This window comes from Pseudomonas sp. RL_105y_Pfl2_101 (genome assembly GCF_963970585.1).
In the GTDB taxonomy this organism is placed as follows: Bacteria; Pseudomonadota; Gammaproteobacteria; order Pseudomonadales; family Pseudomonadaceae; genus Aquipseudomonas.
Genome location: NZ_CAXAPG010000029.1, coordinates 33,874 through 53,332 on the forward strand (window position 1 = coordinate 33,874; position 19,459 = coordinate 53,332).

A 19,459-nucleotide genomic window follows, 5' to 3' on the forward strand; every position below is an offset into this window, starting at 1 on the left:
TGGCCGGCATAAAAAATTATTCGTGATGATCTTGCGCTGTTTCTAAAGGATAAGTCGCACGCCACAACTCAAAACCACCGTCCATGCTGTAGACATCGCTGAAGCCTTGGCTGACCAGATAAGCGGCTGCGCTCTGGCTGGAGTTGCCGTGATAGCAGACCACGACCGTAGGCGCATCGAGGTCGGCGGCACGGATGAAGTCGGCGATGGAATGGTTATCCAGGTGCCTGGAACCACGGATATGCAAAGCCGCAAAAGTGGCAGGGTCGCGGACGTCGACGATGACCGCGCCTTGGTCGCGCAGGGCCTGGGCCTGTTCCGGGGGGATGCGTTTGAATTCGGTCATGAGGGGCTCCTGTAGCGCTGAAGCGCAACGCCGGTCAGGCCGGCAATGGTGCAATGGTCGGGTGATGGATTTTAGCGTGGCCCTGTTCGTCGCAATCGCAACGCAGTTGCTCGTCAGTGTCGACGTTCATCAGCGTCATGGCGCTGCCCCACACGCAGCCGGTATCGAGGGCGAAGACGCCGGGCTCGTCGGATTGGCCGCCCAGTGCCGCCCAGTGCCCGAAAATGATCTTCAAGTTACGGGTCTTGCGCTCGCTGTGCTTGAACCAGGGGGCGTAGCCGGGCGGCGCCGTCTCGATGCCTTCCTTGCCCTTGAGGTCGAGCTTGCCGTCGCGGGTGCAGAAGCGCATGCGCGTGAAATAATTGGTAATGACGCGAAGACGGGCGCTGCCGGTAAGGTCGTTGTCCCATTTGACCGGCTCGTTGCCGTACATGCCGTCCAGGTAAGGGGCGAATAGATTGTCGTCGCGCAATGCCTGTTCGACTTCTCCAGCGCACTTGAGCGCCTTGCGCAAGGACCACTGGGGCGGGAGGCCAGCATGGACCAGCGCAAGGTTGCGCTGTTCGTCGTAGTGCATGAGCTTCTGCTGGCGCAACCACTCGAGCAATTCAACGCAATCGGGGGCGTCGAGGATTTCGCTCAACGTGTCGGATTTTTTCAGGCGCTCGATGTTCTGCCAGGCGGCCAAAAGGTGTAGGTCGTGGTTGCCGAGCACGCACACCAGCGACTGACGAATACTGTAGAGAAAGCGCAACGTCTCGAGGGACTGCGGGCCACGGTTGACCAGGTCGCCCACCAGCCACAGCGTGTCTTTTTGAGGATCGAAGGCGACGCGCTCCAGCAGGCACTTGAGCGGGTCGAGGCAGCCTTGCAGGTCGCCGACCGCATACGTGGCCATTAGTGCAGGGCTCCGGGCACGGCCAGGCGGAAGGGCTTGATGACGGCGTCGAAGCGTTTGCCGTCCTCGGCCAGCATCTGGTAGGTGCCCTGCATGGTGCCGACCTTGGTCGTCATTACTGTTCCGCTGCTGTAGCTGTGGCTTTTGCCAGCGTCGATCAACGGCTGCTGGCCGACGACACCTTCGCCACGCACTTCTTCGACATGGCCATCGCCGTCGGTGATGATCCAGTGCCGCGACAGGAGCCTGGCCGGCAGGGAGCCGCTATTGCGTACAGTAATGCTGTAGGCGAAGGCGAAGCGGTCATGCTCGGGTTGCGATTGTTCTGCCAGAAAACGGGTGGTGACGCTGACGTCGACCTGGTAACGAGGATCGGACATGCAAAAAGGCCTTAAAAGCGAAGCGGGACGCGGGCGCGACTCAGGAGATCAGTCTAGGCCAAGTATCGGGTAGTAGGCCAGACTGGCTTACTGCCCGATAGCGGTCATCGTCCGTTCAGTCGGCGTCGACGTGTGCAGCGGCCTGTTCACTGAGCTTGTCGGCCAGGCGCACGAAAGCGGCCAGGTCCAACTGCTCGGGGCGCAGGCTGCCATCGACGCCAGCGGCTTCGATTTCGGCGCTACTGAGCAGCAGTTTCAAGGTGTTGCGCAAGGTCTTGCGGCGCTGGTTGAACGCTTCGCGTACCACCCGCTCCAGCAGGCGATGATCCTTGGCTGGGTGCGGCAGGACGGCATGGGGCACCAGGCGGACGATGGCCGAGTCGACTTTCGGCGGCGGGTTGAACGCGCCCGGGCCTACGTTGAACAGGTGTTCGACGCGGCAATGGTACTGGACCATGATCGACAGGCGACCCCAGTCACCACCGCCAGGGCCGGCGGCGAGGCGTTCGACCACTTCTTTTTGCAACATGAAGTGCATGTCGCGAATCAGGCCGGCGTTGCTCAGCAGGTGGAAGATCAGCGGCGTGGAGATGTTGTACGGCAGGTTACCCACCACCCGCAGGCTGTTCGGCGCGGCGTTCAGGCTTTTGAAGTCGAACTTCAGCGCATCGCCCTGGTGCAGGCTGAAATTGCTCCTGCCGGCGAACTGCTGGTTGAGGATCGGAACCAGGTCCTTGTCCAGTTCCACCACGTCCAGTTGCGCGCCGCTGTCGAGCAGCCCCTCGGTGAGGGCACCCTGGCCCGGGCCGATTTCCAGCAGGCGGTCGTCGGGCTTGGCCCGGATGGAGCGCAGGATGCGATCAATCACGCCGGCGTCATGCAGGAAGTTCTGGCCGAAACGCTTGCGCGCGCGGTGTTGGTATTGCTCGGTCATAAATGGGTCTCGGCCATCTGGTAGGCGGTTTCCAGCGCGACTTGCAGGCTGCCGGTATCGATTTTGCCGCTGCCGGCCAGGTCCAGGGCGGTGCCATGGTCCACGGAGGTGCGGATGATCGGCAGGCCCAATGTCACGTTGACCGCCGCGCCAAAGCCTTTGTACTTCAGCACGGGAAGGCCTTGGTCGTGGTACATCGCCAGCACCGCGTCGCAGTGCTCCAGATATTTTGGGGTGAACAGAGTGTCGGCAGGCAGCGGGCCACGCAGGTCCATGCCCTCGCTGCGCAAGCGCTCCAAGGTGGGTTCGATGATGTCGATTTCTTCACGGCCCAGATGTCCGCCTTCGCCTGCATGGGGATTGAGCCCGCAGACAAGGATGCGTGGCCGGGCGATGCCGAACTTTTCCTGCAGGTCGGCGTGCAGGATGCGGGTGACCCGCTCCAGGCGTTGCGCGGTGATGGCGTCGGCGATGTCCCGCAAGGGCAGGTGAGTGGTCACCAGGGCCACGCGTAGGCCACGGGTGGCGAGCATCATGACCACTTGCGCGGTGTGGGTCAGCTCAGCCAGGAATTCGGTATGCCCGGAAAAGGCAATCCCGGATTCGTTGATTACGCCTTTGTGCACCGGAGCGGTGATCATGCCGGCGAACGCTCCGTCCAGGCAGCCTTCACCTGCGCGGGTCAGGGTCTGCAGGACGAACGCGGCGTTGGCCTTGTCCAACTGCCCGGTGACGACCGGAGCGCCCAGGGGCGTGTCCCAGACATACAGGCTGTTGGCGGGCGCCGGGACGTCCGGCCAGGCTTGCGGTGTCACCGGCAACAGGTTGACGACCACCCCCAGTTGCGCGGCCCGCTCAAGGAGCAGGTCGCGACTGGTGATGGCAATCAGGGGGTGTGGCTGGGCTTGCGAGGCGAGCAGCAGGCACAGGTCGGGACCGATGCCGGCTGGTTCGCCGGGGGTTAGCGCGAAACGCTTGGGTTTCACTGCGCTGCCTGGTCTGCACCAGGAAGTTTGATTTCAACGTAGGCTTCGTCGCGAATCTGACGCAGCCAGGTTTGCAGCTCTTCGTCGTATTTGCGGTTGCGCAAGACAGTCATTGCCTGCTGTTCGCGAGCCTGGGTGGTGCTGTCAGTGGCGCGACGGCCAAGGACTTCCAGCACGTGCCAGCCATAAGGGCTCTTGAACGGTTTGGACAGTTGGCCTTGCGGTGTTTCAGCCATGACCTGGCGGAACTCCGGAACCAGTGCATTAGGGTCAACCCAGTTCAGGTCGCCGCCGTTGAGGGCCGAGCCTGGGTCTTCCGAAAAACTCTTCGCCAGTTCAGCGAAGTCTTCGCCCGCTTCGATGCGGTCGTAGAGTTTCTCGGCCAGGCGCTTGGTTTCGGCTTCGCTGCGAATCTCGCTTGGCTTGATCAGGATGTGGCGAACATGCACTTCGTCACGGACCTGGGTTCCACCACCGCGCTTTTCCAGCACTTTCAGGATGATAAAGCCCCCGGGTGTACGCGCTGGCTGGGTGATATCGCCCACGGCCATGGCGCTCAGCTCGCGGTCGAACGGAGGCGGCAGTTGAGCGGGCTTGCGCCAGCCCATGTCGCCGCCTTCCAGGGCGTTGTCGCTGCCCGACTTGGCAATGGCCATCTGGCCGAAATCAGCACCTTGCTTGAGCTGCTGGTAGACATCCATCGCCTGGCGGTAAGCGCTCTGGATCGCTTCGGAGTTGGCGCTCTCCGGGGTAGGAATCAGGATGTTCGCCAGGTGCAGTTCTTCGGAAAGCTGCATCTTGCCCAGGTCGGAAGCGAGGAAGTTCTTCACTTCCTGCTCGGACACTTGAATGCGTTCGGCTACGCGGCGCTGGCGCACACGGCTGATAACCATCTCGCGGCGAATCTGATCGCGAGCGTCCTCGTAAGAGAGGCCGTCGCGAGCCAGGGCGGCGCGGAACTGGTCGATGGTCATGTTATTGCGCTGGGCAATGGTGCCGACGGCCTGGTTCAGCTCTTCATCGGTGATGCGAATGCCGGAGCGTTCGCCGATCTGCAGTTGCAGGTTTTCGACGATCAGGCGTTCGAGCACTTGCTGGTCCAGTACGCCTGGCGGCGGCAGGCCACCGCCGCGCTTGGCGATGGTTTGCTGCACTTCATGGACGCGTTGATCCAGCTGGCTCTGCATGACCACGTCGTTATCGACGATGGCCACCACTTTATCGATGGACTGCACCGCGGCATTGGCCGCGGTACCCAGGAACAGCGCGCCCAGCATCAGCGGGCGCAGACAATCAGAAAGCTTGGTCTTCACGTTCACGATAACCTTGGATGCCTTTGTCGAGGAAGCTCTCTACCTTGGCGCCAGTCAGGCCGCCGAGTCCCTTCAGAACAATTTGGAGGAAGATGCCGTGGTCGCCTTTTTCGTTTTCCGGGGCGGCTTGACTGAATTCTTCATAGTCGACCCAGTAACGGTTGATCAGGCGCAGTTTCCAGCAGCAGTTGTCGTATTCGAAACCACCGAAGGCTTCCAGGGTACGGTTGCGGTTGTAGTCATACTGCCAGCGGCTGATCGCGTTCCACTGCGGCACGATCGGCCAGATGACCGAGAAGTCGTGCTGCTTGATCTTGTAGTAGTCCTTCACGTAGTTCGGATCACCCGGCCTGCCGTAGTCGCCACCCCCCACTTGCCATTGACCAGTGGTCTCGTCGTAACGGACCTGATCGTTGCGATAGCGATAACCGGCGTTGATGACCTTGTTCGGGTTGTCTTCCGGCTGGTAGTGGAACATCGCGCTGCCCGAACGAGGGCTGCGGGTGTCCGGATCCCAGTTGTAGGTGGCGGTGGTGCGCCAGTCGCGGTTCCAGCGGTATTCGTATTCCAGGGCGTACGGGGAGACATCCGACTTGGCGTCTTCACGTGTCTTGAAGTCGATACCTGGCAACTGGACTTCGCGATCCTTGAAATAAAATGCCTGGCCGACAGCGACACGTTGGCGTTCGAAGCCGTTTTCTTCGATCCAGCGGCTGGTTACGCCCAGGGACAGCTTGTTTTCGTCGCCGACACGGTCGGAGCCGGTGAAGCGGTTGTCGCGGAACAGCGAGGAGTAGCTGAAGGTCGACTCGCTGGTATCGAAGACCGGAATATCGCTCTGATCCTTCTCCGGTACATAGAGGTAGAACAGGCGTGGCTCCAGGGTCTGGCGATAGTTGGTGCCGAACCACTGGGTGTCACGGTCAAAATACAAGCCGCTGTCGATGCTGGCGATTGGAACGCCGCGGCTCTGACTGCTGCTGTAGGTGCCACGCAGGCGATCAGTTTCGGCGCTCTGCGAAGCAACCTGCGATTTGCCTCTGCTATCCAGGTCCAGGTCATATTGGGTGTACTGGTATTTCAGAGATGGCTTGATATAGCCGTAGCTCGCTTCCATCGGCAGGCTCATGACCGGCGCCAAATTCAAGCGATTGCCGTTCGCTCGAGCAAGCCCGCGGATGTTGTTATCCAGCCACGGTGATGTATCGCCCTCTTCGTTGCTGTACAGGCCCTTGCGCAAATCCCGATCAAACCGCACCAACTCCGTCTTGTAAGCGAAGTCCAGGCCGTACGGATGCTGAGGCAGCTCACCGTCGAAGGTGATCTGCGGCAAACGGTTATAAGGCGTGATTTTCGAGATCGTCGCCATCTGGTAAGCCTGGGCATTCAAGCGGGCAACGTAGTTGTCCCCCCGATAGCTGACGGCTCCTTGCTGGTTCACATAGTCTTTGGACTCGACACCGATCTGGTCGGTCTGCAAATCCTGGAAGTAGTACGGGTCGCTGATCTTTGTGTAGTCGACTTCCGTCAGCACGCGCGAGTCGAGGCCGCCCTTGTGCTGCCAGTTATACATGTAGCGGGTCTTGCTGTAATCGGACTGCTTGGCGCGTTCGTCTTCGTCGTCGTTGAGGTACGCCGCGCCGAACTGCCCTTCGCTGGACTTGGTCAGGTAGCGGAACTCGCCTTCCATCAGCATGCCGCGCTTGCTCATGTAGCGCGGGTACAACGTGGCATCGTAGTTCGGCGCCAGGTTGAAGTAGTACGGGGTGACCAGCAGGAAACCGGTGTCGGTGCCGCTGCCGATGGTCGGCGGCAGGAAGCCGGACTGGCGACGGTCGTCGATCGGGAAATAGATGTACGGTGTGTACAGGACTGGAATGTCCTTGACCCGCAGCGTCACGTTGGTCGCGGTACCGAAGCCGGTGGCCGGGTTCAGGGTGATGTTGTTGCCCTTGAGCGTCCAGGCGTTGCTGTTCGGTTCGCACGTGGTGTACGTACCGTCCTTGAGACGGATGATCGCGTTCTCGGCGCGCTTGGCGTACAGCGCGTTACCACGGATGCGCGACTTGTGCATGACGTATTCGGCGTTGTCGACCTTGGCTTCGCCGGTGTCCAGCTGTACATCGGCATGATCGCCAACGATCAGTGCGCCGTTGTCGCGAACCCGCACGTTGCCGCTCAGCTCGCCACGGTTCTCGGCCTGGTACAGGCTGGCCTCGTCGGCCTCGACCTGCATGCTGCCCTGGCGCATGACCACGTCGCCGGCCAGGGTCGCCACCTGTTCTTCCTGCTGATAGCGCGAAGCCTTGGCGCCGAGGAAGGTGGGGGCGTCGCTCTTGGCGGTCTTGTCATTCATGCCAGGACGCGTCGGCTCGATATAGGCACCGGCGCAGTAAGGGCCGGTTTCAGCCAATTGCGCCGGGGTGAGGTTCTCTCGTGGAACCCAATCCAGGTGACTGTAGTCTGCACTGCGCGACTTCAGGCCACGGCCCTTGGCTTCGGTAACGAGCATCGGCTTTTCGCCGGCTTCCTCGCCCGAGCTGCTGTCGGCTGGCGCCGCGCCGCTGTCGGAAACCGCACTGCCGTCATGCACGGGGCGCGGCGGCAACGCGGCGGCCGGTGTCTTGGGTGCACAGTCCCAGGCACCCGAAGCGGAGACGGAGCAGTCATACTGCTGCGCCGCGACGACGAATGAAGAGGCCAGGGGTTGCAGGGCCAGCAGACTGCCGGTGACCAGCAACGGAAATTTTTTACGAAACGCGGGGGATTTCAATGCCATCTTATTAGTCCGGGCTTCCTGCGTGCCATCTGCCCGCGGTGTGGGCCGCACGCCTCTCGATGGTCTGAAAAAGATGCTGGATAATAAAGCATGACCCGCTTGACGGCTAGCGCCGTCGGAGACCCTTGCAATGCCCGACCAAGATGTACGCTTGCAACACCTGAAAGTTTGGCTCGATGAACAACTGCCGATCCTTTTCACTCAACAGGGTTGGGGCACCGTACCCCCGGCCACGTTGACCGCCGCCAGCAGTGACGCGAGTTTCCGGCGTTACTTCCGCTGGGAAGGCGAGGGCCGCAGTTTGATCGTAATGGATGCGCCACCGCCCCAGGAAAACTGCAAACCCTTCGTGGATATTGCTTTTTTGCTGGCGAAATCCGGTATCAACGTGCCAAAAATTTATGCCGAAGACCTCGATCGCGGCTTTCTTTTGCTCAATGACTTGGGCAACCAGACCTATTTGGACGTGATCAACGGCGAAAATGCCGACGATTTATTCCTCGATGCCCTGCACGCCTTGCTGGCTTTCCAGCAATTGCCAATGGTTGCGCCGCTGCCGAGCTACGATGTCGCGTTGCTGCGTCGGGAGTTGGAATTGTTCCCCGAGTGGTACGTCAAGCGCGAGCTGGGTATCGAATTGGATTCGGCCCAGCAACAACTCTGGCAGCAGGCCAGCGAGCGGCTGATCGACAGCGCCCTGGCCCAGCCCAAAGTGCTGGTGCACCGCGACTACATGCCGCGCAACCTGATGCTGAGCGTGCCGAACCCCGGCGTGCTGGATTTTCAGGATGCGGTCTATGGCCCCGTTACCTACGACGTGACCTGCCTGTTCAAGGACGCCTTCCTCAGTTGGCCCGAGGCGCGTGTGCGTGGCTGGCTGGAGAGTTACTGGCAGCAGGCCAGCGCCCTCGGCATTGCCGTCCAGCCGGATCTCGAGGACTTCTTGCGAGCCAGCGACTTGATGGGTGTGCAGCGCCATCTCAAGGTCATCGGGATTTTCGCGCGCATTTGTCATCGTGATGGCAAGCCGCGCTACCTCGGCGATGTACCGCGATTCTTTGCTTATATAGAAGCGGTCATTGCCCGTCGTCCGGAACTGGCACCGCTCGATGAGTTGCTTGGCAGCCTGCGGCAGTCGTCTGGAGCAACGGTATGAAGGCGATGATTCTGGCGGCGGGCAAGGGCGAGCGCATGCGGCCCTTGACCCTTACCACGCCAAAGCCGTTGATTCGCGTCGGTGGTGTTCCCTTGATCGAATACCACTTGCGGGCGCTGGCCAGGGCCGGGTTCACCCAGATCGTGATCAATCACGCCTGGCTCGGTCAGCAGATCGAGGATCACCTGGGGGATGGTTCACGGTTTGGTGTGAGCATTCGGTTTTCGCCCGAAGGCGAGCCGCTGGAAACCGGCGGTGGAATCTTCCGGGCCTTACCGCTGCTGGGCGATGATGCGTTTGTGGTGGTGAACGGCGATGTCTGGACCGACTACGATTTCAGCGCTTTGCGCCGGCCCCTCGAAGGGTTGGCGCACCTGGTGCTCGTCGATAATCCCGAGCATCACCCAGACGGCGATTTCGTCCTCGCCGACGGAAAGGTTCACGATAGGCACGCGCCTGCCGACAACCTGACCTATAGCGGCATCGCCGTCCTGCACCCGCGGTTGTTCGACGGTTGCTCGGAGGGTGCGTTCAAGCTCGCACCGCTGTTGCGCGCGGCCATGGCCGAGGGGCGCGTCAGTGGCGAGCACCTCAAAGGGCATTGGGTCGATGTCGGCACCCATGAACGTTTGGCGCAGGTCGAAACCTTGATAGAAGCGAGCGGTTGATATGTGGTGGCCAGGGACTCTGATTGGAGCCGGGGCGGGCTTTGCCATCGCCAGCATCCCGGGGGCCATGCTTGGGGCGTTGTTGGGACAGGCGCTGGATCGGCGCCTGAACCTGCAGGGCTGGGCGCAGGTACGTGAGCGTCTGGGTGGACGCCCGGCGTTACGCAACGATGAACTGTTGTTTGTATTGCTCGGGCGGCTGGCCAAATGCGATGGCCGTGTGGTCGATGGCCACATCCAGCAGGCTCGCCAGGAAATGCGGGCGCTGGACTTGAGCGAGTCGGCGCAACGCCGGGCGATCGCGGCATTCAACCGGGGTAAGTCCGGAAACGATCGTTTGCGCGGCTACATGCGTCGCCTGGCCGTCCAGCCTCATGCGGCTGAAGGGGTCTTGCGCGCGTGTTGGCGGATGGTCTGGGCCGATGGGCGTGCCGGTGTCAGCGAGCGGGAACTGTTGGCCCAATGGGGGCGCTGGTTGGGCTGGACACCGCAACAGGTCCAGGCGCTGGCGGCTGATTACGAGCCGCAGAAACTGTCGCGGCCCAACAGCGGGGTGACTTATCAGGAAGCCTTGCGCTTGCTGGGGGTTTCGGCCACCAGTGAACCGTCACAGATCAAGCGCGCTTACCGACGCCTGCTCAGTCGTCATCATCCGGACAAGATTGCCGGCAGTGGGGCAACGCCCTTGCAGGTGCGTGAGGCCACCGACAAAACCCGGGAGCTGCATAACGCCTATCGACTGATTCGCGAGCGGCGGGATTTTCGGTAGCCCGCTGGCCTGCGGTCGGAGCTGCCGAAGGCTGCGATCTTTTGATCTTGATCTTGATCTTTCGCTTGAGACTCAACGGGTCTTGGAAAGATCGCAGCCTCGCTCCGCTCGGCAGTTCCTACCGCGCGGTCCGGCGGGAGCAAGCGCTCTCGCCACGGTGAAGGGTGGCGAAGTCAGCCTTATTCCCCCGCCTTCTGCGGATTCAACCAGCCCCGAACCCGACGAAACAGCTGCTCCTGCGCTGCCGCCGGGTTCGGCAGGGCCTTGAGGGACACCTGGCTGAAGGTCGAGCCTTTCAAGCGTTTGCTAGCTTGCAAGCGCTCCAGCGCCGCGTTGCGATCCAGCGGCTTGTCCATGTAGAAAATGTCGGCGGTCGCCAGTTTCAAGGTCGAGGTCAGTTCGGCCAGGACCGGCTTGGCGGTGACCGGGGTCTGGGCGTCCACCATCACGAAGCGTTCGATTTGCGAGGGCTGCTTTTCACTCAGGTAACGTGCGGCCCAATAGGCGCCGGTGCCATGGCCCAGCAGCACGATGCGGCGTGCGCTTTGCTGCTCGGCGTAGGCTAGCGCGGCATCGATACGGGCGAAGATGCGCTCGGCGTCGGCGTCGGCGTGTTCTTCATCGGTTTGGGCAATGACTGGGTCTGCCGCATCGACTTCGCCACCTGCGACCTGTTCGATCGGCGCCGAGGTGGTGGCGTCCGGTGCTGCCGCAGCGGTGTCGGCTGGTTTGGTTTCGGGCGGTGCTTGCACCTCGCGCGGTGCAATGACGTCGCTTTGCAGGTCCGGCAGGGTGATACTCAGGCTGCTCCACTCAACATCGGGCAATTTTTTCCGCAAGGGGCCGATAGCTTGAGGCCAGTCAGCTGTTTCGCCGGCGCCGGGGACTATGATGACTGCGCCTTTGGGATCGCTGGTGTTGGCCGGTTTCCACAGCGCCAGGAAGGCATCGCTGCCGGTCTGCAACTGTTGTTGTTCTTGAGGCGGGACTGTTCGCTCAAGTGCGATGGCTTCTTCCTCGCTACGCTCGAGCAAGGGTTGGCGCTCGACGGTTTTTTCCTCGACAGGTTGCTGTGCGGCGGGCGCCGTTTCGCTGGCCTGTACGGAAAAGACACTTGGCAGGATCAGCGACAGGCACAATGCTGGCAACGCCAGGCGATAAACAGAGGGCATCGGATATTCCATGACCAGAAGTATTTCCGGCAGCCTAATGGGTTGGTCAGTATTTGTCAGTGCATGAGACTTCGATGATGCGTTTTTGCTGCCTGTGGGTTATCGGCTGTTTATGGCTTCCCTTGATGGCGTGGGCCGCCCCCGCGCCCTCGGCGCAGGGGGTGCAATTGAATGCAGGGCAGCGCCAATGGCTGGTGCAACATCCGCAATGGCGGGTCGGCTTGGTATTGCAGGCACCCTATGCGCAATACGACCGACGCTTGCAGCGTTTGTCCGGCACCAACGTCGAGTTGATGCAATGGCTGGCCAAGGCGTTGAACGTCGAGCTGACCTGGCGCAATTTTCCAGACCTGGCGCAACTGGAAGCAGCGGTGCGCGCCGGCGAGGTGGACGTTGCTCCGGGCCTGACCCAGTCTCCGAGTGGGCTCAAGCTCTGGCGCTTTTCCGATCCCTACATGCGCGTACCGCAATTGATCGTCGGCGGGCAGAAAGGGGCCGAGGGGGTGGAGTTGGAAAAAGTCGACGCCCAGGCCCGGGTCGCGGTGCGTATGCCCAGCGCCACGGCCGATTACTTGCGCAGCAACTACTCGACGCTGAATCTGCAAGGTGTGCCGATGGAGCGCGAGGCCCTGCAATTATTGCTGACCCAGCAAGCCCGATACGCGGTGGTCGATGAGGCGCAACTCGGGCGGCTGATGGTCGAGCCCGAATTCGCCGAGCTGGTGGTGGTGGGTGACATCGGCCTGCCGCAGTTGCTGCGAGTTGCCACGCGCCGGGACTGGCCAGAGCTGGCCGCGATCATCAACAACGGTTTGCAGGCGATCCCGGCCAAGGAACTGGAGCAGCTGCACAGCCGTTGGCTCAAACCAAAATATCCACGCCTGACCGAGACCCCGGGCTTCTGGCAAAACTTGACTCTATTGATTCTGGCCCTGCTGCTCAGCAGCGTCGCCATCGTGTTCTGGCAGCGCCGCCAGCAACGCGCACTGGAGCGCCGTCTGCGGGCCGCGAGGGAGGACATCGCCCAGCGTACTGCCAGCGAGGAAGCCTTGCGCCTGACGCAGTTTTCCATCGATCAAAGTACGGTCGGCATCCTCTGGGTCCATTGGGACAGCCACGTGCGTTATGCCAACCGAGCGGCTGAAACCATGCTCGGCTATGCCTCGGGCGCCATCATCGACCGTCCCTTGATCGACTTCGAGCCGGGCTTGCACATGGATCGCTGGCTGAACCTGTGGAAGCGCGCCCGGGCCAGTGAAGATGGGCCGCAGAGTTTCGAAACCGAATGCGTGCGAGCCGATGGCAGCATCCTGCCGACCGATGTTTCCCTGAGCTTTCTACGGTTTCGCGACGCCGAATACCTGGTGGTCTATCTCAACGACGTGACCGAACGCCGACGTGCGCTGGCGGCGCTACGCGAAAGCGAAGCGCGCTTGCAAGGCATCGCCGCTAATGTGCCAGGTCTGGTCTTTCGCCTGGAGCGGGCGCCGGTAACCGGCCAGATCGACTTTGCCTACATCAGCGAAGGCAGCGAAAGCCTGGTGGGTTATTCCCCTGCAACCCTGGCCCGCAGCGACACCGGGCTGCGCAGCCTGGTGCACCCGCAGGACAAGGCCAATTACCACCGTACTCAGGACCAGGCATTGGACACCGACAGTGACTGGTCATGGCAGGGCCGCATCCTGACCCGCGAAGGCCAGGAGCGCTGGGCCGAGATCAAGGCGATTACCCGTCGTCTCGAAGATGGCGCCTATGTCTGGGACGGAATCGTCTGGGACATCACCGAAAGCAAGCGCATCGAACTGGAGCTGGCCAGTTCTCGGGAACAGTTGCGCGAGTTGTCGGCGCACTTGGAAAGCGTGCGGGAAGAGGAAAAGGCGCGCATTGCCCGGGAAGTTCACGACGAGCTGGGCCAGATGCTGACGGTGTTGAAGCTAGAAACATCCATGTGTGAATTGGCCTATGCCCAACTCGACCCGGGCCTGCATGAGCGGCTTAACAGCATGAAGCGCCTGATTGCCCAGTTGTTCCAGTTGGTGCGGGATGTGGCGACGGCGCTGCGCCCGCCGATTCTGGATGCGGGCATTGCCTCGGCCATCGAATGGCAGGCTCGGCGTTTCGAGGCGCGTACGCAGATCCCATGCCTGGTGCAGGTGCCGGATAACCTGCCGCCCCTGAGCGACGCCAAGGCCACTGGCCTGTTCCGGATTCTCCAGGAAGCGCTGACCAATGTGATGCGCCATGCCCAAGCGCATACTGTAGAGCTGACGCTGATTCAGGACGGCGACGAATTGTGTCTGACGGTCAGCGACGACGGTGTAGGATTTATTGCCAATGCGGGCCGGCCGATGTCGTTTGGCCTGGTCGGCATGCGTGAGCGGGTGCTGATCATGGGCGGGCAGTTGACCCTGGAGAGCGAGCCGGGGGAGGGGACGACCCTGTCGGTGCGGGTGCCGTTGCATGAGGCCTGATGGGGTGGGCTGCCTGGGCTGGCCCTATCGCGAGCAGGCTCGCTCCCACAAAGTTATGTGCACATATCAATCAATGTGGGAGCGAGCCTGCTCGCGATGAGCCCCTGAATCTGGAGAGCAACGTGATCCGTGTACTGGTAGCCGAAGACCACACCATCGTCCGTGAAGGCATCAAGCAATTGATCGGCCTGGCCAAGGATCTGCTGGTGGTGGGGGAGGCGAGCAATGGCGAACAGTTGCTCGAGACCTTGCGCCACGTGCCCTGCGAAGTGGTGTTGCTGGACATTTCCATGCCCGGCGTCAATGGCCTGGAGGCGATCCCACGGATCAGGGCGCTGAGCAATCCGCCGGCCATCCTGGTGCTGTCGATGCATGACGAAGCGCAAATGGCCGCCCGTGCCCTGAAGGTCGGCGCCGCCGGCTACGCGACCAAGGACAGCGACCCGGCCCTGCTGCTCATGGCGATTCGCAAGGTCGCGGCCGGCGGACGCTACATCGACCCGGACCTGGCCGATCGCATGGTCTTTGAAGTCGGCCTGACCGACACGCGACCGCTGCACTCGCTGCTGTCGGAGCGTGAGTTCTCAGTCTTCGAACGCCTGGCCCAAGGCGCCAACGTCAACGATATTGCCCAGCAACTGGCCTTGAGCAGCAAAACCATCAGCACCCACAAGGCGCGTCTGATGCAGAAGCTCAACATCACCTCCCTGGCGGAGCTGGTGAAGTACGCGATGGAGCACAAGTTGCTCTAATCCTCACCACAATTTCCCCCTGTGGGAGCGGACTTGCTCGCGAAGACGGACTGACATTCAGCGATTTGTCGGCTGACACTGCGCCTTCGCGCGCACGCCCGCCCCCACAAGGAAGATGGGGGGCATATCCATTTGCGACACGCCCCAACAGCGCTTTTGCCCCTACTTGCGGTGTGCCGCTGCTAACCTCCCGCCGCCCGTATCCAATCCCGCCATCCCTGTAGGGCAATCCCTACCCCGGATCTTCCATCGCGCTGAGGTGATTCTCTCCTGCGTCCCGATTTGCGCGGGTCCCAGGCTCCACTAGGCTTGATTCACAAGCAGTCATCAATACAAAAGGTGCGGGTATGAGCCAGGTCGATTCAAGCGCGGGGGCCAGTGATGTGCTGGTCAGCTTTCGTGGTGTGCAAAAGAGCTACGACGGCGAGAACCTGATCGTCAAAGACCTCAACCTGGATATCCGCAAAGGCGAATTCCTGACCCTGCTCGGGCCTTCCGGCTCCGGCAAGACCACCAGCCTGATGATGCTCGCCGGGTTTGAGACCCCAACCGCCGGTGAGATCCTGCTGGCCGGGCGCTCGATCAACAATGTGCCACCGCACAAGCGCGACATCGGCATGGTGTTCCAGAACTATGCCTTGTTCCCCCACATGACTGTCGCCGAGAACCTGGCGTTCCCGCTGACCGTGCGTGGCCTGAACAAGAGCGACGTGAGTGATCGGGTCAAGCGCGTCCTGAGCATGGTCCAGCTGGACAGCTTCGCTCAACGCTACCCGGCGCAATTGTCCGGTGGCCAGCAACAACGGGTAGCGTTGGCCCGGGCGTTGGTGTTCGAGCCACAGTTGGTGTTGATGGACGAACCCCTGGGGGCGCTGGATAAGCAATTGCGCGAACACATGCAGATGGAAATCAAACACCTGCACCAGCGCCTTGGTGTGACCGTGGTCTACGTGACCCATGACCAGGGCGAAGCCCTGACCATGTCCGACCGCGTGGCGGTGTTCCACCAGGGCCAGATCCAGCAGATCGCCCCACCACGCACCCTGTATGAAGAGCCGAAAAACACCTTCGTCGCCAACTTCATCGGCGAGAACAACCGTATGAACGGTCGCCTGCACAGTCAAACCGGCGAGCGCTGCCTGGTGGAGCTGGCGCGCGGTGAGAAGGTCGAGGCACTGGCGGTGAATGTCGGCAAGCCAGGCGAGCCGGTGACCCTGTCGATCCGCCCTGAGCGGGTGAGCCTCAACGGCGCCAGCGAACAATGTGTCAACCGCTTCTCAGGGAGGGTGGCGGAATTCATCTATCTGGGCGACCACGTCCGGGTTCGCCTGGAAGTCTGCGGCAAGGCCGACTTCTTCGTGAAACAACCGATTGCCGAACTCGATCCCGGGCTCACCGTCGGGGACGTGGTTCCGCTTGGCTGGCAAGTCGAGCATGTGCGTGCGCTCGATCCCCTTCTAGAGGCGAATTGATCGCCCCCTGCTGTACCAACACCAACCCTGCACGTGGAGAGAACAATAAATGTTGAGATCCCTGAAGTTCACAGCCCTGACCCTGGGCATGATGGGTACGGCAAGCGCGATGGCGGCAGGCCCGGACCTGACCGTGGTGTCTTTTGGCGGGGCGAACAAGGCGGCTCAGGTCAAAGCCTTCTACGCGCCGTGGGAAGCGGCCGGTAACGGCAAGATCGTAGCTGGTGAGTACAACGGCGAAATGGCCAAGGTCAAGGCCATGGTCGACACCAAGAGTGTTTCCTGGGACCTGGTAGAAGTCGAGTCCCCGGAATTGTCCCGTGGCTGTGACGAAGACATGTTCGAACAACTCGATCCGGCCCTGTTCGGCAAGGCCGAAGACTACGTCAAGGGTGCCATCCAGCCTTGCGGCGTGGGCTTCTTCGTGTGGTCGACTGTGCTGGCCTACAACGCCGACAAACTGAAGACCGCGCCGACCAGTTGGGCAGACTTCTGGGATACCAAGCAATTTCCAGGCAAGCGCGGTCTGCGCAAAGGCGCCAAGTACACCCTGGAATTCGCCCTGATGGCCGATGGCGTAGCGCCAAAAGACGTCTACAAAGTGCTGGCTGGTAAAGACGGCCAGGACCGTGCGTTCAAAAAGCTCGATGAACTCAAGCCGAACATCCAGTGGTGGGAAGCTGGCGCCCAGCCGCCGCAGTACCTGGCGTCCGGTGACGTGGTCATGAGCTCTGCCTACAACGGCCGGATCGCCGCAGTACAGAAAGAAAGCAACCTGAAAGTGGTGTGGAACGGCGGCATCTACGACTTCGACGCTTGGGCCATCCCACGTGGCCTGGACAAGACTCGCGCTGAAGCGGCGAAGAAGTTCATCGCTTTCTCGGTGGCGCCGCAGCAGCAGAAGACCTATTCGGAAAACATCGCCTACGGTCCGGCCAATACCCAGGCTGTGCCGTTGCTGGCCAAAGATGTCCTGAAAGACATGCCGACCACCCCGGAAAACATCGCCAACCAGGTGCAGATCGACGTCAGCTTCTGGGCTGACAACGGTGAACAACTGGAACAGCGCTTCAACTCCTGGGCGGCCAAGTAGGCGCTGCCGAAGGCTGCGATCTTTTGATCTTCAGTGTCCATGAGGGCCTCGAAAGATCGCAGGCTGCGCCAGCTCCTACAGGATTTGCGTTTCACCATAAACAGAGGCGGCTCGCCGCCCCTGTAACGATCAAAGAGATTTGCGGAGTTCGCCATGGCCATCGCCGTTCCACTGAACGCAGGCACCAGCCCCACCCTCAAGCAGCGGCTCAAGCACGCCGAGCGGATCAACCGCTGGAAGGCCCAGGCTTTGATCGCGCCGCTGGTGCTGTTTCTGTTGCTGGTGTTCCTGGTGCCGATCGTGGCGCTGCTGTTCAAAAGCGTCAGTAACCCGGAAGTGGTGGGTGCCATGCCGCGCACTGTCGCCGCCGTCGCTGCCTGGGACGGACGCGGTTTGCCGGGCGAGCCGGTGTACAAGGCTGCCAGCGAAGACCTGGCCGAAGCCCGCAAGAATCAGACCCTGGGCGACTTGTCCAAGCGCCTGAACATGGAACTGGCCGGCTATCGCAGCCTGATGACCAAGACCGCTCGGGCGTTACCGTTTGCCACCGAGCCGGCTTCCTATAAAGAAGCCTTGGAAAACCTCGATGAGCGTTGGGGCGACCCGGCGTACTGGCAGGTGATCCGCCGCAACACCAGCGACATTACCCCGTATTACCTGCTGGCGGCCGTCGATCACCGCATCGATGACCTCGGCGAACTGGCCCCGGCCACCCCTGACCAGTCGATCTACCTGGATATCTTCGCCCGCACGTTCTGGATGGGCTTGGTGATCACCACGATCTGCCTGGTGCTGGCCTATCCGCTGGCCTATCTGCTGGCGAATCTGCCATCGCGTCAAAGCAACCTGTTGATGATCCTGGTCTTGCTGCCGTTCTGGACCTCGATCCTGGTACGCGTCGCCGCATGGATCGTGCTGCTGCAGTCGGGCGGCTTGATCAACAGCGCCCTCATAGCCATGGGCATCATCGATAAACCTCTGGAGTTGGTGTTCAACCGTACCGGTGTGTACATCTCCATGGTCCACATCCTGCTGCCGTTCATGATCCTGCCGATCTACAGCGTGATGAAGGGCATCTCGCCAACCTATATGCGTGCGGCGATTTCTCTGGGTTGCCACCCGTTCGCCAGTTTCTGGCGGGTGTACTTCCCGCAGACCTATGCCGGTGTCGGCGCCGGTTGCCTGTTGGTGTTCATTCTTGCCATCGGTTACTACATCACGCCGGCGCTGCTGGGCAGTCCGAACGATCAGATGGTCAGCTACTTCGTCGCGTTCTACACCAACACCAGCATCAACTGGGGCATGGCCACGGCGCTCGGCGGGCTGCTGTTGCTGGCGACCGTCGTGCTTTACCTGATTTACAACTGGCTGGTGGGCGCCAGTCGCCTGCGCCTGAGCTAAGGGGAGATCGAAATGCTGAGTCCTTACATGTCTCCCGTCGAACGGGTGTGGTTCTACAGCTTGCGCATACTCAGCGGGCTGATCCTGCTGTTCCTGATCCTGCCAGTGCTGGTGATCATCCCACTGTCGTTTAACTCCGGCAGTTTCCTGGTGTACCCGCTGCAAGGTTTTTCGATGCAGTGGTACCACGATTTCTTCGCCTCGGCCGAATGGATGCGGGCGCTGAGAAACAGCATTATCGTGGCCCCGGCGGCGACGGTGCTGGCGATGATCTTCGGCACACTGGCGGCCATCGGCCTGACCCGGGGCGACTTCCCAGGCAAGGCGCTGGTAATGGCCCTGGTGATCTCGCCGATGGTGGTACCGGTGGTGATCATCGGCGTGGCCAGCTATCTGTTTTTCGCGCCGCTGGGGATGGGCAACAGTTTCGTCTCGCTGATCGTGGTCCACGCGGTGCTGGGCGTGCCGTTCGTGATCATCACGGTGTCGGCGACCCTGCAGGGGTTCAACCACAACCTGGTTCGGGCCGCCGCCAGCCTTGGGGCTTCGCCACTGACGGCGTTTCGTCGGGTGACCCTGCCGTTGATCGCCCCTGGCGTGATCTCCGGCGCACTGTTCGCCTTCGCGACGTCGTTCGATGAAGTGGTGGTGACCCTGTTCCTGGCTGGCCCTGAGCAGGTCACCCTGCCACGGCAGATGTTCAGCGGCATCCGCGAAAACCTCAGCCCCACCATCGCGGCGGCGGCGACGCTGCTGATTGTCTTCTCGGTGATCCTGTTGCTGACTCTGGAGTGGTTGCGTGGGCGTAGCGAGAAACTGCGGACTGCCCAAGTCTGAGGCCTGCGTTGGTCCCTGCGGGAACGGGCTTG

17 protein-coding genes are annotated in these 19,459 nt (G+C 61.5%); 9 read left to right on the plus strand and 8 right to left on the minus strand.

The genetic code is table 11. The annotated features are described in order from the left end of the window. Positions 1 to 16: 16 nt before the first annotated feature. The 7 genes from glpE to AACY31_RS23040 all read right to left on the minus strand — a co-directional run bounded on the left by glpE (position 17) and on the right by AACY31_RS23040 (position 7,636). On the minus strand, positions 17 to 346 hold the full coding sequence (glpE, locus tag AACY31_RS23010) for a thiosulfate sulfurtransferase GlpE (RefSeq protein ID WP_339477170.1): 330 nt from the start codon (positions 344 to 346) through the stop codon (positions 17 to 19). Between the two features lie 34 nt (positions 347 to 380). Then, on the minus strand, positions 381 to 1,244 hold the full coding sequence (locus AACY31_RS23015) for a symmetrical bis(5'-nucleosyl)-tetraphosphatase (RefSeq protein WP_339477168.1): 864 nt from the start codon (positions 1,242 to 1,244) through the stop codon (positions 381 to 383). Next, positions 1,244 to 1,624, minus strand: coding sequence for a Co2+/Mg2+ efflux protein ApaG (gene apaG, locus AACY31_RS23020; protein ID WP_339477165.1), 381 nt, complete (start codon positions 1,622 to 1,624; stop codon positions 1,244 to 1,246). Before apaG ends, AACY31_RS23015 begins: the two co-directional genes overlap by 1 nt. 115 nt (positions 1,625 to 1,739) lie before the next feature. Beyond that, the gene (gene rsmA / locus AACY31_RS23025) at positions 1,740 to 2,558 is read right to left on the minus strand and encodes a 16S rRNA (adenine(1518)-N(6)/adenine(1519)-N(6))-dimethyltransferase RsmA (RefSeq protein ID WP_339477164.1); all 819 of its coding nucleotides are present in this window, start codon (positions 2,556 to 2,558) and stop codon (positions 1,740 to 1,742) included. After that, positions 2,555 to 3,544 (minus strand): 4-hydroxythreonine-4-phosphate dehydrogenase PdxA, encoded by a 990-nt coding sequence (gene pdxA / locus AACY31_RS23030; protein WP_339477162.1) that lies wholly within the window; start codon positions 3,542 to 3,544, stop codon positions 2,555 to 2,557. The genes rsmA and pdxA overlap by 4 nt, the downstream gene beginning before the upstream one ends. Further along, positions 3,541 to 4,857 (minus strand): peptidylprolyl isomerase SurA, encoded by a 1,317-nt coding sequence (surA, locus tag AACY31_RS23035; protein ID WP_339491538.1) that lies wholly within the window; start codon positions 4,855 to 4,857, stop codon positions 3,541 to 3,543. The genes pdxA and surA overlap by 4 nt, the downstream gene beginning before the upstream one ends. After that, the gene (locus AACY31_RS23040; RefSeq protein ID WP_339491537.1) at positions 4,838 to 7,636 is read right to left on the minus strand and encodes an LPS-assembly protein LptD; all 2,799 of its coding nucleotides are present in this window, start codon (positions 7,634 to 7,636) and stop codon (positions 4,838 to 4,840) included. The genes surA and AACY31_RS23040 overlap by 20 nt, the downstream gene beginning before the upstream one ends. Positions 7,637 to 7,766: 130 nt before the next feature. Here AACY31_RS23040 and AACY31_RS23045 point away from each other — a divergent pair, with 130 nt between their 5' ends. The 3 genes from AACY31_RS23045 to AACY31_RS23055 are packed head-to-tail and all read left to right on the plus strand — an operon-like array spanning position 7,767 to position 10,229. After that, a complete protein-coding gene (locus tag AACY31_RS23045; RefSeq protein WP_339477152.1) occupies positions 7,767 to 8,792 on the plus strand; it encodes an aminoglycoside phosphotransferase family protein in 1,026 nt (341 codons plus the stop codon). After that, positions 8,789 to 9,460 carry an N-acetylmuramate alpha-1-phosphate uridylyltransferase MurU gene (murU, locus tag AACY31_RS23050; RefSeq protein WP_339477150.1) on the plus strand — a complete coding sequence of 224 codons (672 nt, stop codon included), beginning with the start codon at positions 8,789 to 8,791 and terminating at the stop codon, positions 9,458 to 9,460. The genes AACY31_RS23045 and murU overlap by 4 nt, the downstream gene beginning before the upstream one ends. A gap of 1 nt (position 9,461) precedes the next feature. Beyond that, the gene (locus AACY31_RS23055; protein ID WP_339477148.1) at positions 9,462 to 10,229 is read left to right on the plus strand and encodes a TerB family tellurite resistance protein; all 768 of its coding nucleotides are present in this window, start codon (positions 9,462 to 9,464) and stop codon (positions 10,227 to 10,229) included. Between the two features lie 179 nt (positions 10,230 to 10,408). Here the strand turns inward: AACY31_RS23055 and AACY31_RS23060 are convergent, their stop codons facing one another. Next, entirely contained in the window at positions 10,409 to 11,401 is a 993-nt protein-coding gene (locus AACY31_RS23060; protein WP_339477145.1) for an alpha/beta hydrolase family protein, read from the minus strand. Positions 11,402 to 11,475: 74 nt separating this feature from the next. Between AACY31_RS23060 and AACY31_RS23065 the strand changes: the two genes are divergently transcribed. The 6 genes from AACY31_RS23065 to AACY31_RS23090 all read left to right on the plus strand — a co-directional run bounded on the left by AACY31_RS23065 (position 11,476) and on the right by AACY31_RS23090 (position 19,427). Then, positions 11,476 to 13,872: a PAS domain-containing sensor histidine kinase gene (locus AACY31_RS23065; protein WP_339491536.1), complete on the plus strand. Its 2,397-nt coding sequence runs from the start codon at positions 11,476 to 11,478 to the stop codon at positions 13,870 to 13,872. 122 nt (positions 13,873 to 13,994) lie between these two features. Then, entirely contained in the window at positions 13,995 to 14,624 is a 630-nt protein-coding gene (locus AACY31_RS23070) for a response regulator transcription factor (protein ID WP_339491535.1), read from the plus strand. A 347-nt stretch (positions 14,625 to 14,971) separates the two neighbouring features. Next, positions 14,972 to 16,096 (plus strand): ABC transporter ATP-binding protein, encoded by a 1,125-nt coding sequence (locus tag AACY31_RS23075; protein ID WP_339477138.1) that lies wholly within the window; start codon positions 14,972 to 14,974, stop codon positions 16,094 to 16,096. 49 nt (positions 16,097 to 16,145) lie between these two features. Then, a complete protein-coding gene (locus AACY31_RS23080; RefSeq protein ID WP_122566694.1) occupies positions 16,146 to 17,189 on the plus strand; it encodes an ABC transporter substrate-binding protein in 1,044 nt (347 codons plus the stop codon). Positions 17,190 to 17,342: 153 nt separating this feature from the next. After that, the gene (locus AACY31_RS23085; protein ID WP_339477135.1) at positions 17,343 to 18,590 is read left to right on the plus strand and encodes an ABC transporter permease; all 1,248 of its coding nucleotides are present in this window, start codon (positions 17,343 to 17,345) and stop codon (positions 18,588 to 18,590) included. A gap of 12 nt (positions 18,591 to 18,602) precedes the next feature. Beyond that, a complete protein-coding gene (locus AACY31_RS23090; RefSeq protein WP_339477134.1) occupies positions 18,603 to 19,427 on the plus strand; it encodes an ABC transporter permease in 825 nt (274 codons plus the stop codon). Positions 19,428 to 19,459 lie beyond the last annotated feature (32 nt).

What these genes read in the sequence shown, in the direction of transcription:
- glpE (WP_339477170.1), bottom strand. Translation starts at nt 346, where the DNA reads ATGACCGAATTCAAACGCATCCCCCCGGAACAGGCCCAGGCCCTGCGC.
- AACY31_RS23015 (WP_339477168.1), bottom strand. Translation starts at nt 1,244, where the DNA reads ATGGCCACGTATGCGGTCGGCGACCTGCAAGGCTGCCTCGACCCGCTC.
- apaG (WP_339477165.1), bottom strand. Translation starts at nt 1,624, where the DNA reads ATGTCCGATCCTCGTTACCAGGTCGACGTCAGCGTCACCACCCGTTTT.
- rsmA (WP_339477164.1), bottom strand. Translation starts at nt 2,558, where the DNA reads ATGACCGAGCAATACCAACACCGCGCGCGCAAGCGTTTCGGCCAGAAC.
- AACY31_RS23040 (WP_339491537.1), bottom strand. Translation starts at nt 7,636, where the DNA reads ATGGCATTGAAATCCCCCGCGTTTCGTAAAAAATTTCCGTTGCTGGTC.
- AACY31_RS23045 (WP_339477152.1), top strand. Translation starts at nt 7,767, where the DNA reads ATGCCCGACCAAGATGTACGCTTGCAACACCTGAAAGTTTGGCTCGAT.
- murU (WP_339477150.1), top strand. Translation starts at nt 8,789, where the DNA reads ATGAAGGCGATGATTCTGGCGGCGGGCAAGGGCGAGCGCATGCGGCCC.
- AACY31_RS23055 (WP_339477148.1), top strand. Translation starts at nt 9,462, where the DNA reads ATGTGGTGGCCAGGGACTCTGATTGGAGCCGGGGCGGGCTTTGCCATC.
- AACY31_RS23060 (WP_339477145.1), bottom strand. Translation starts at nt 11,401, where the DNA reads ATGCCCTCTGTTTATCGCCTGGCGTTGCCAGCATTGTGCCTGTCGCTG.
- AACY31_RS23065 (WP_339491536.1), top strand. Translation starts at nt 11,476, where the DNA reads ATGATGCGTTTTTGCTGCCTGTGGGTTATCGGCTGTTTATGGCTTCCC.
- AACY31_RS23075 (WP_339477138.1), top strand. Translation starts at nt 14,972, where the DNA reads ATGAGCCAGGTCGATTCAAGCGCGGGGGCCAGTGATGTGCTGGTCAGC.
- AACY31_RS23080 (WP_122566694.1), top strand. Translation starts at nt 16,146, where the DNA reads ATGTTGAGATCCCTGAAGTTCACAGCCCTGACCCTGGGCATGATGGGT.
- AACY31_RS23085 (WP_339477135.1), top strand. Translation starts at nt 17,343, where the DNA reads ATGGCCATCGCCGTTCCACTGAACGCAGGCACCAGCCCCACCCTCAAG.
- AACY31_RS23090 (WP_339477134.1), top strand. Translation starts at nt 18,603, where the DNA reads ATGCTGAGTCCTTACATGTCTCCCGTCGAACGGGTGTGGTTCTACAGC.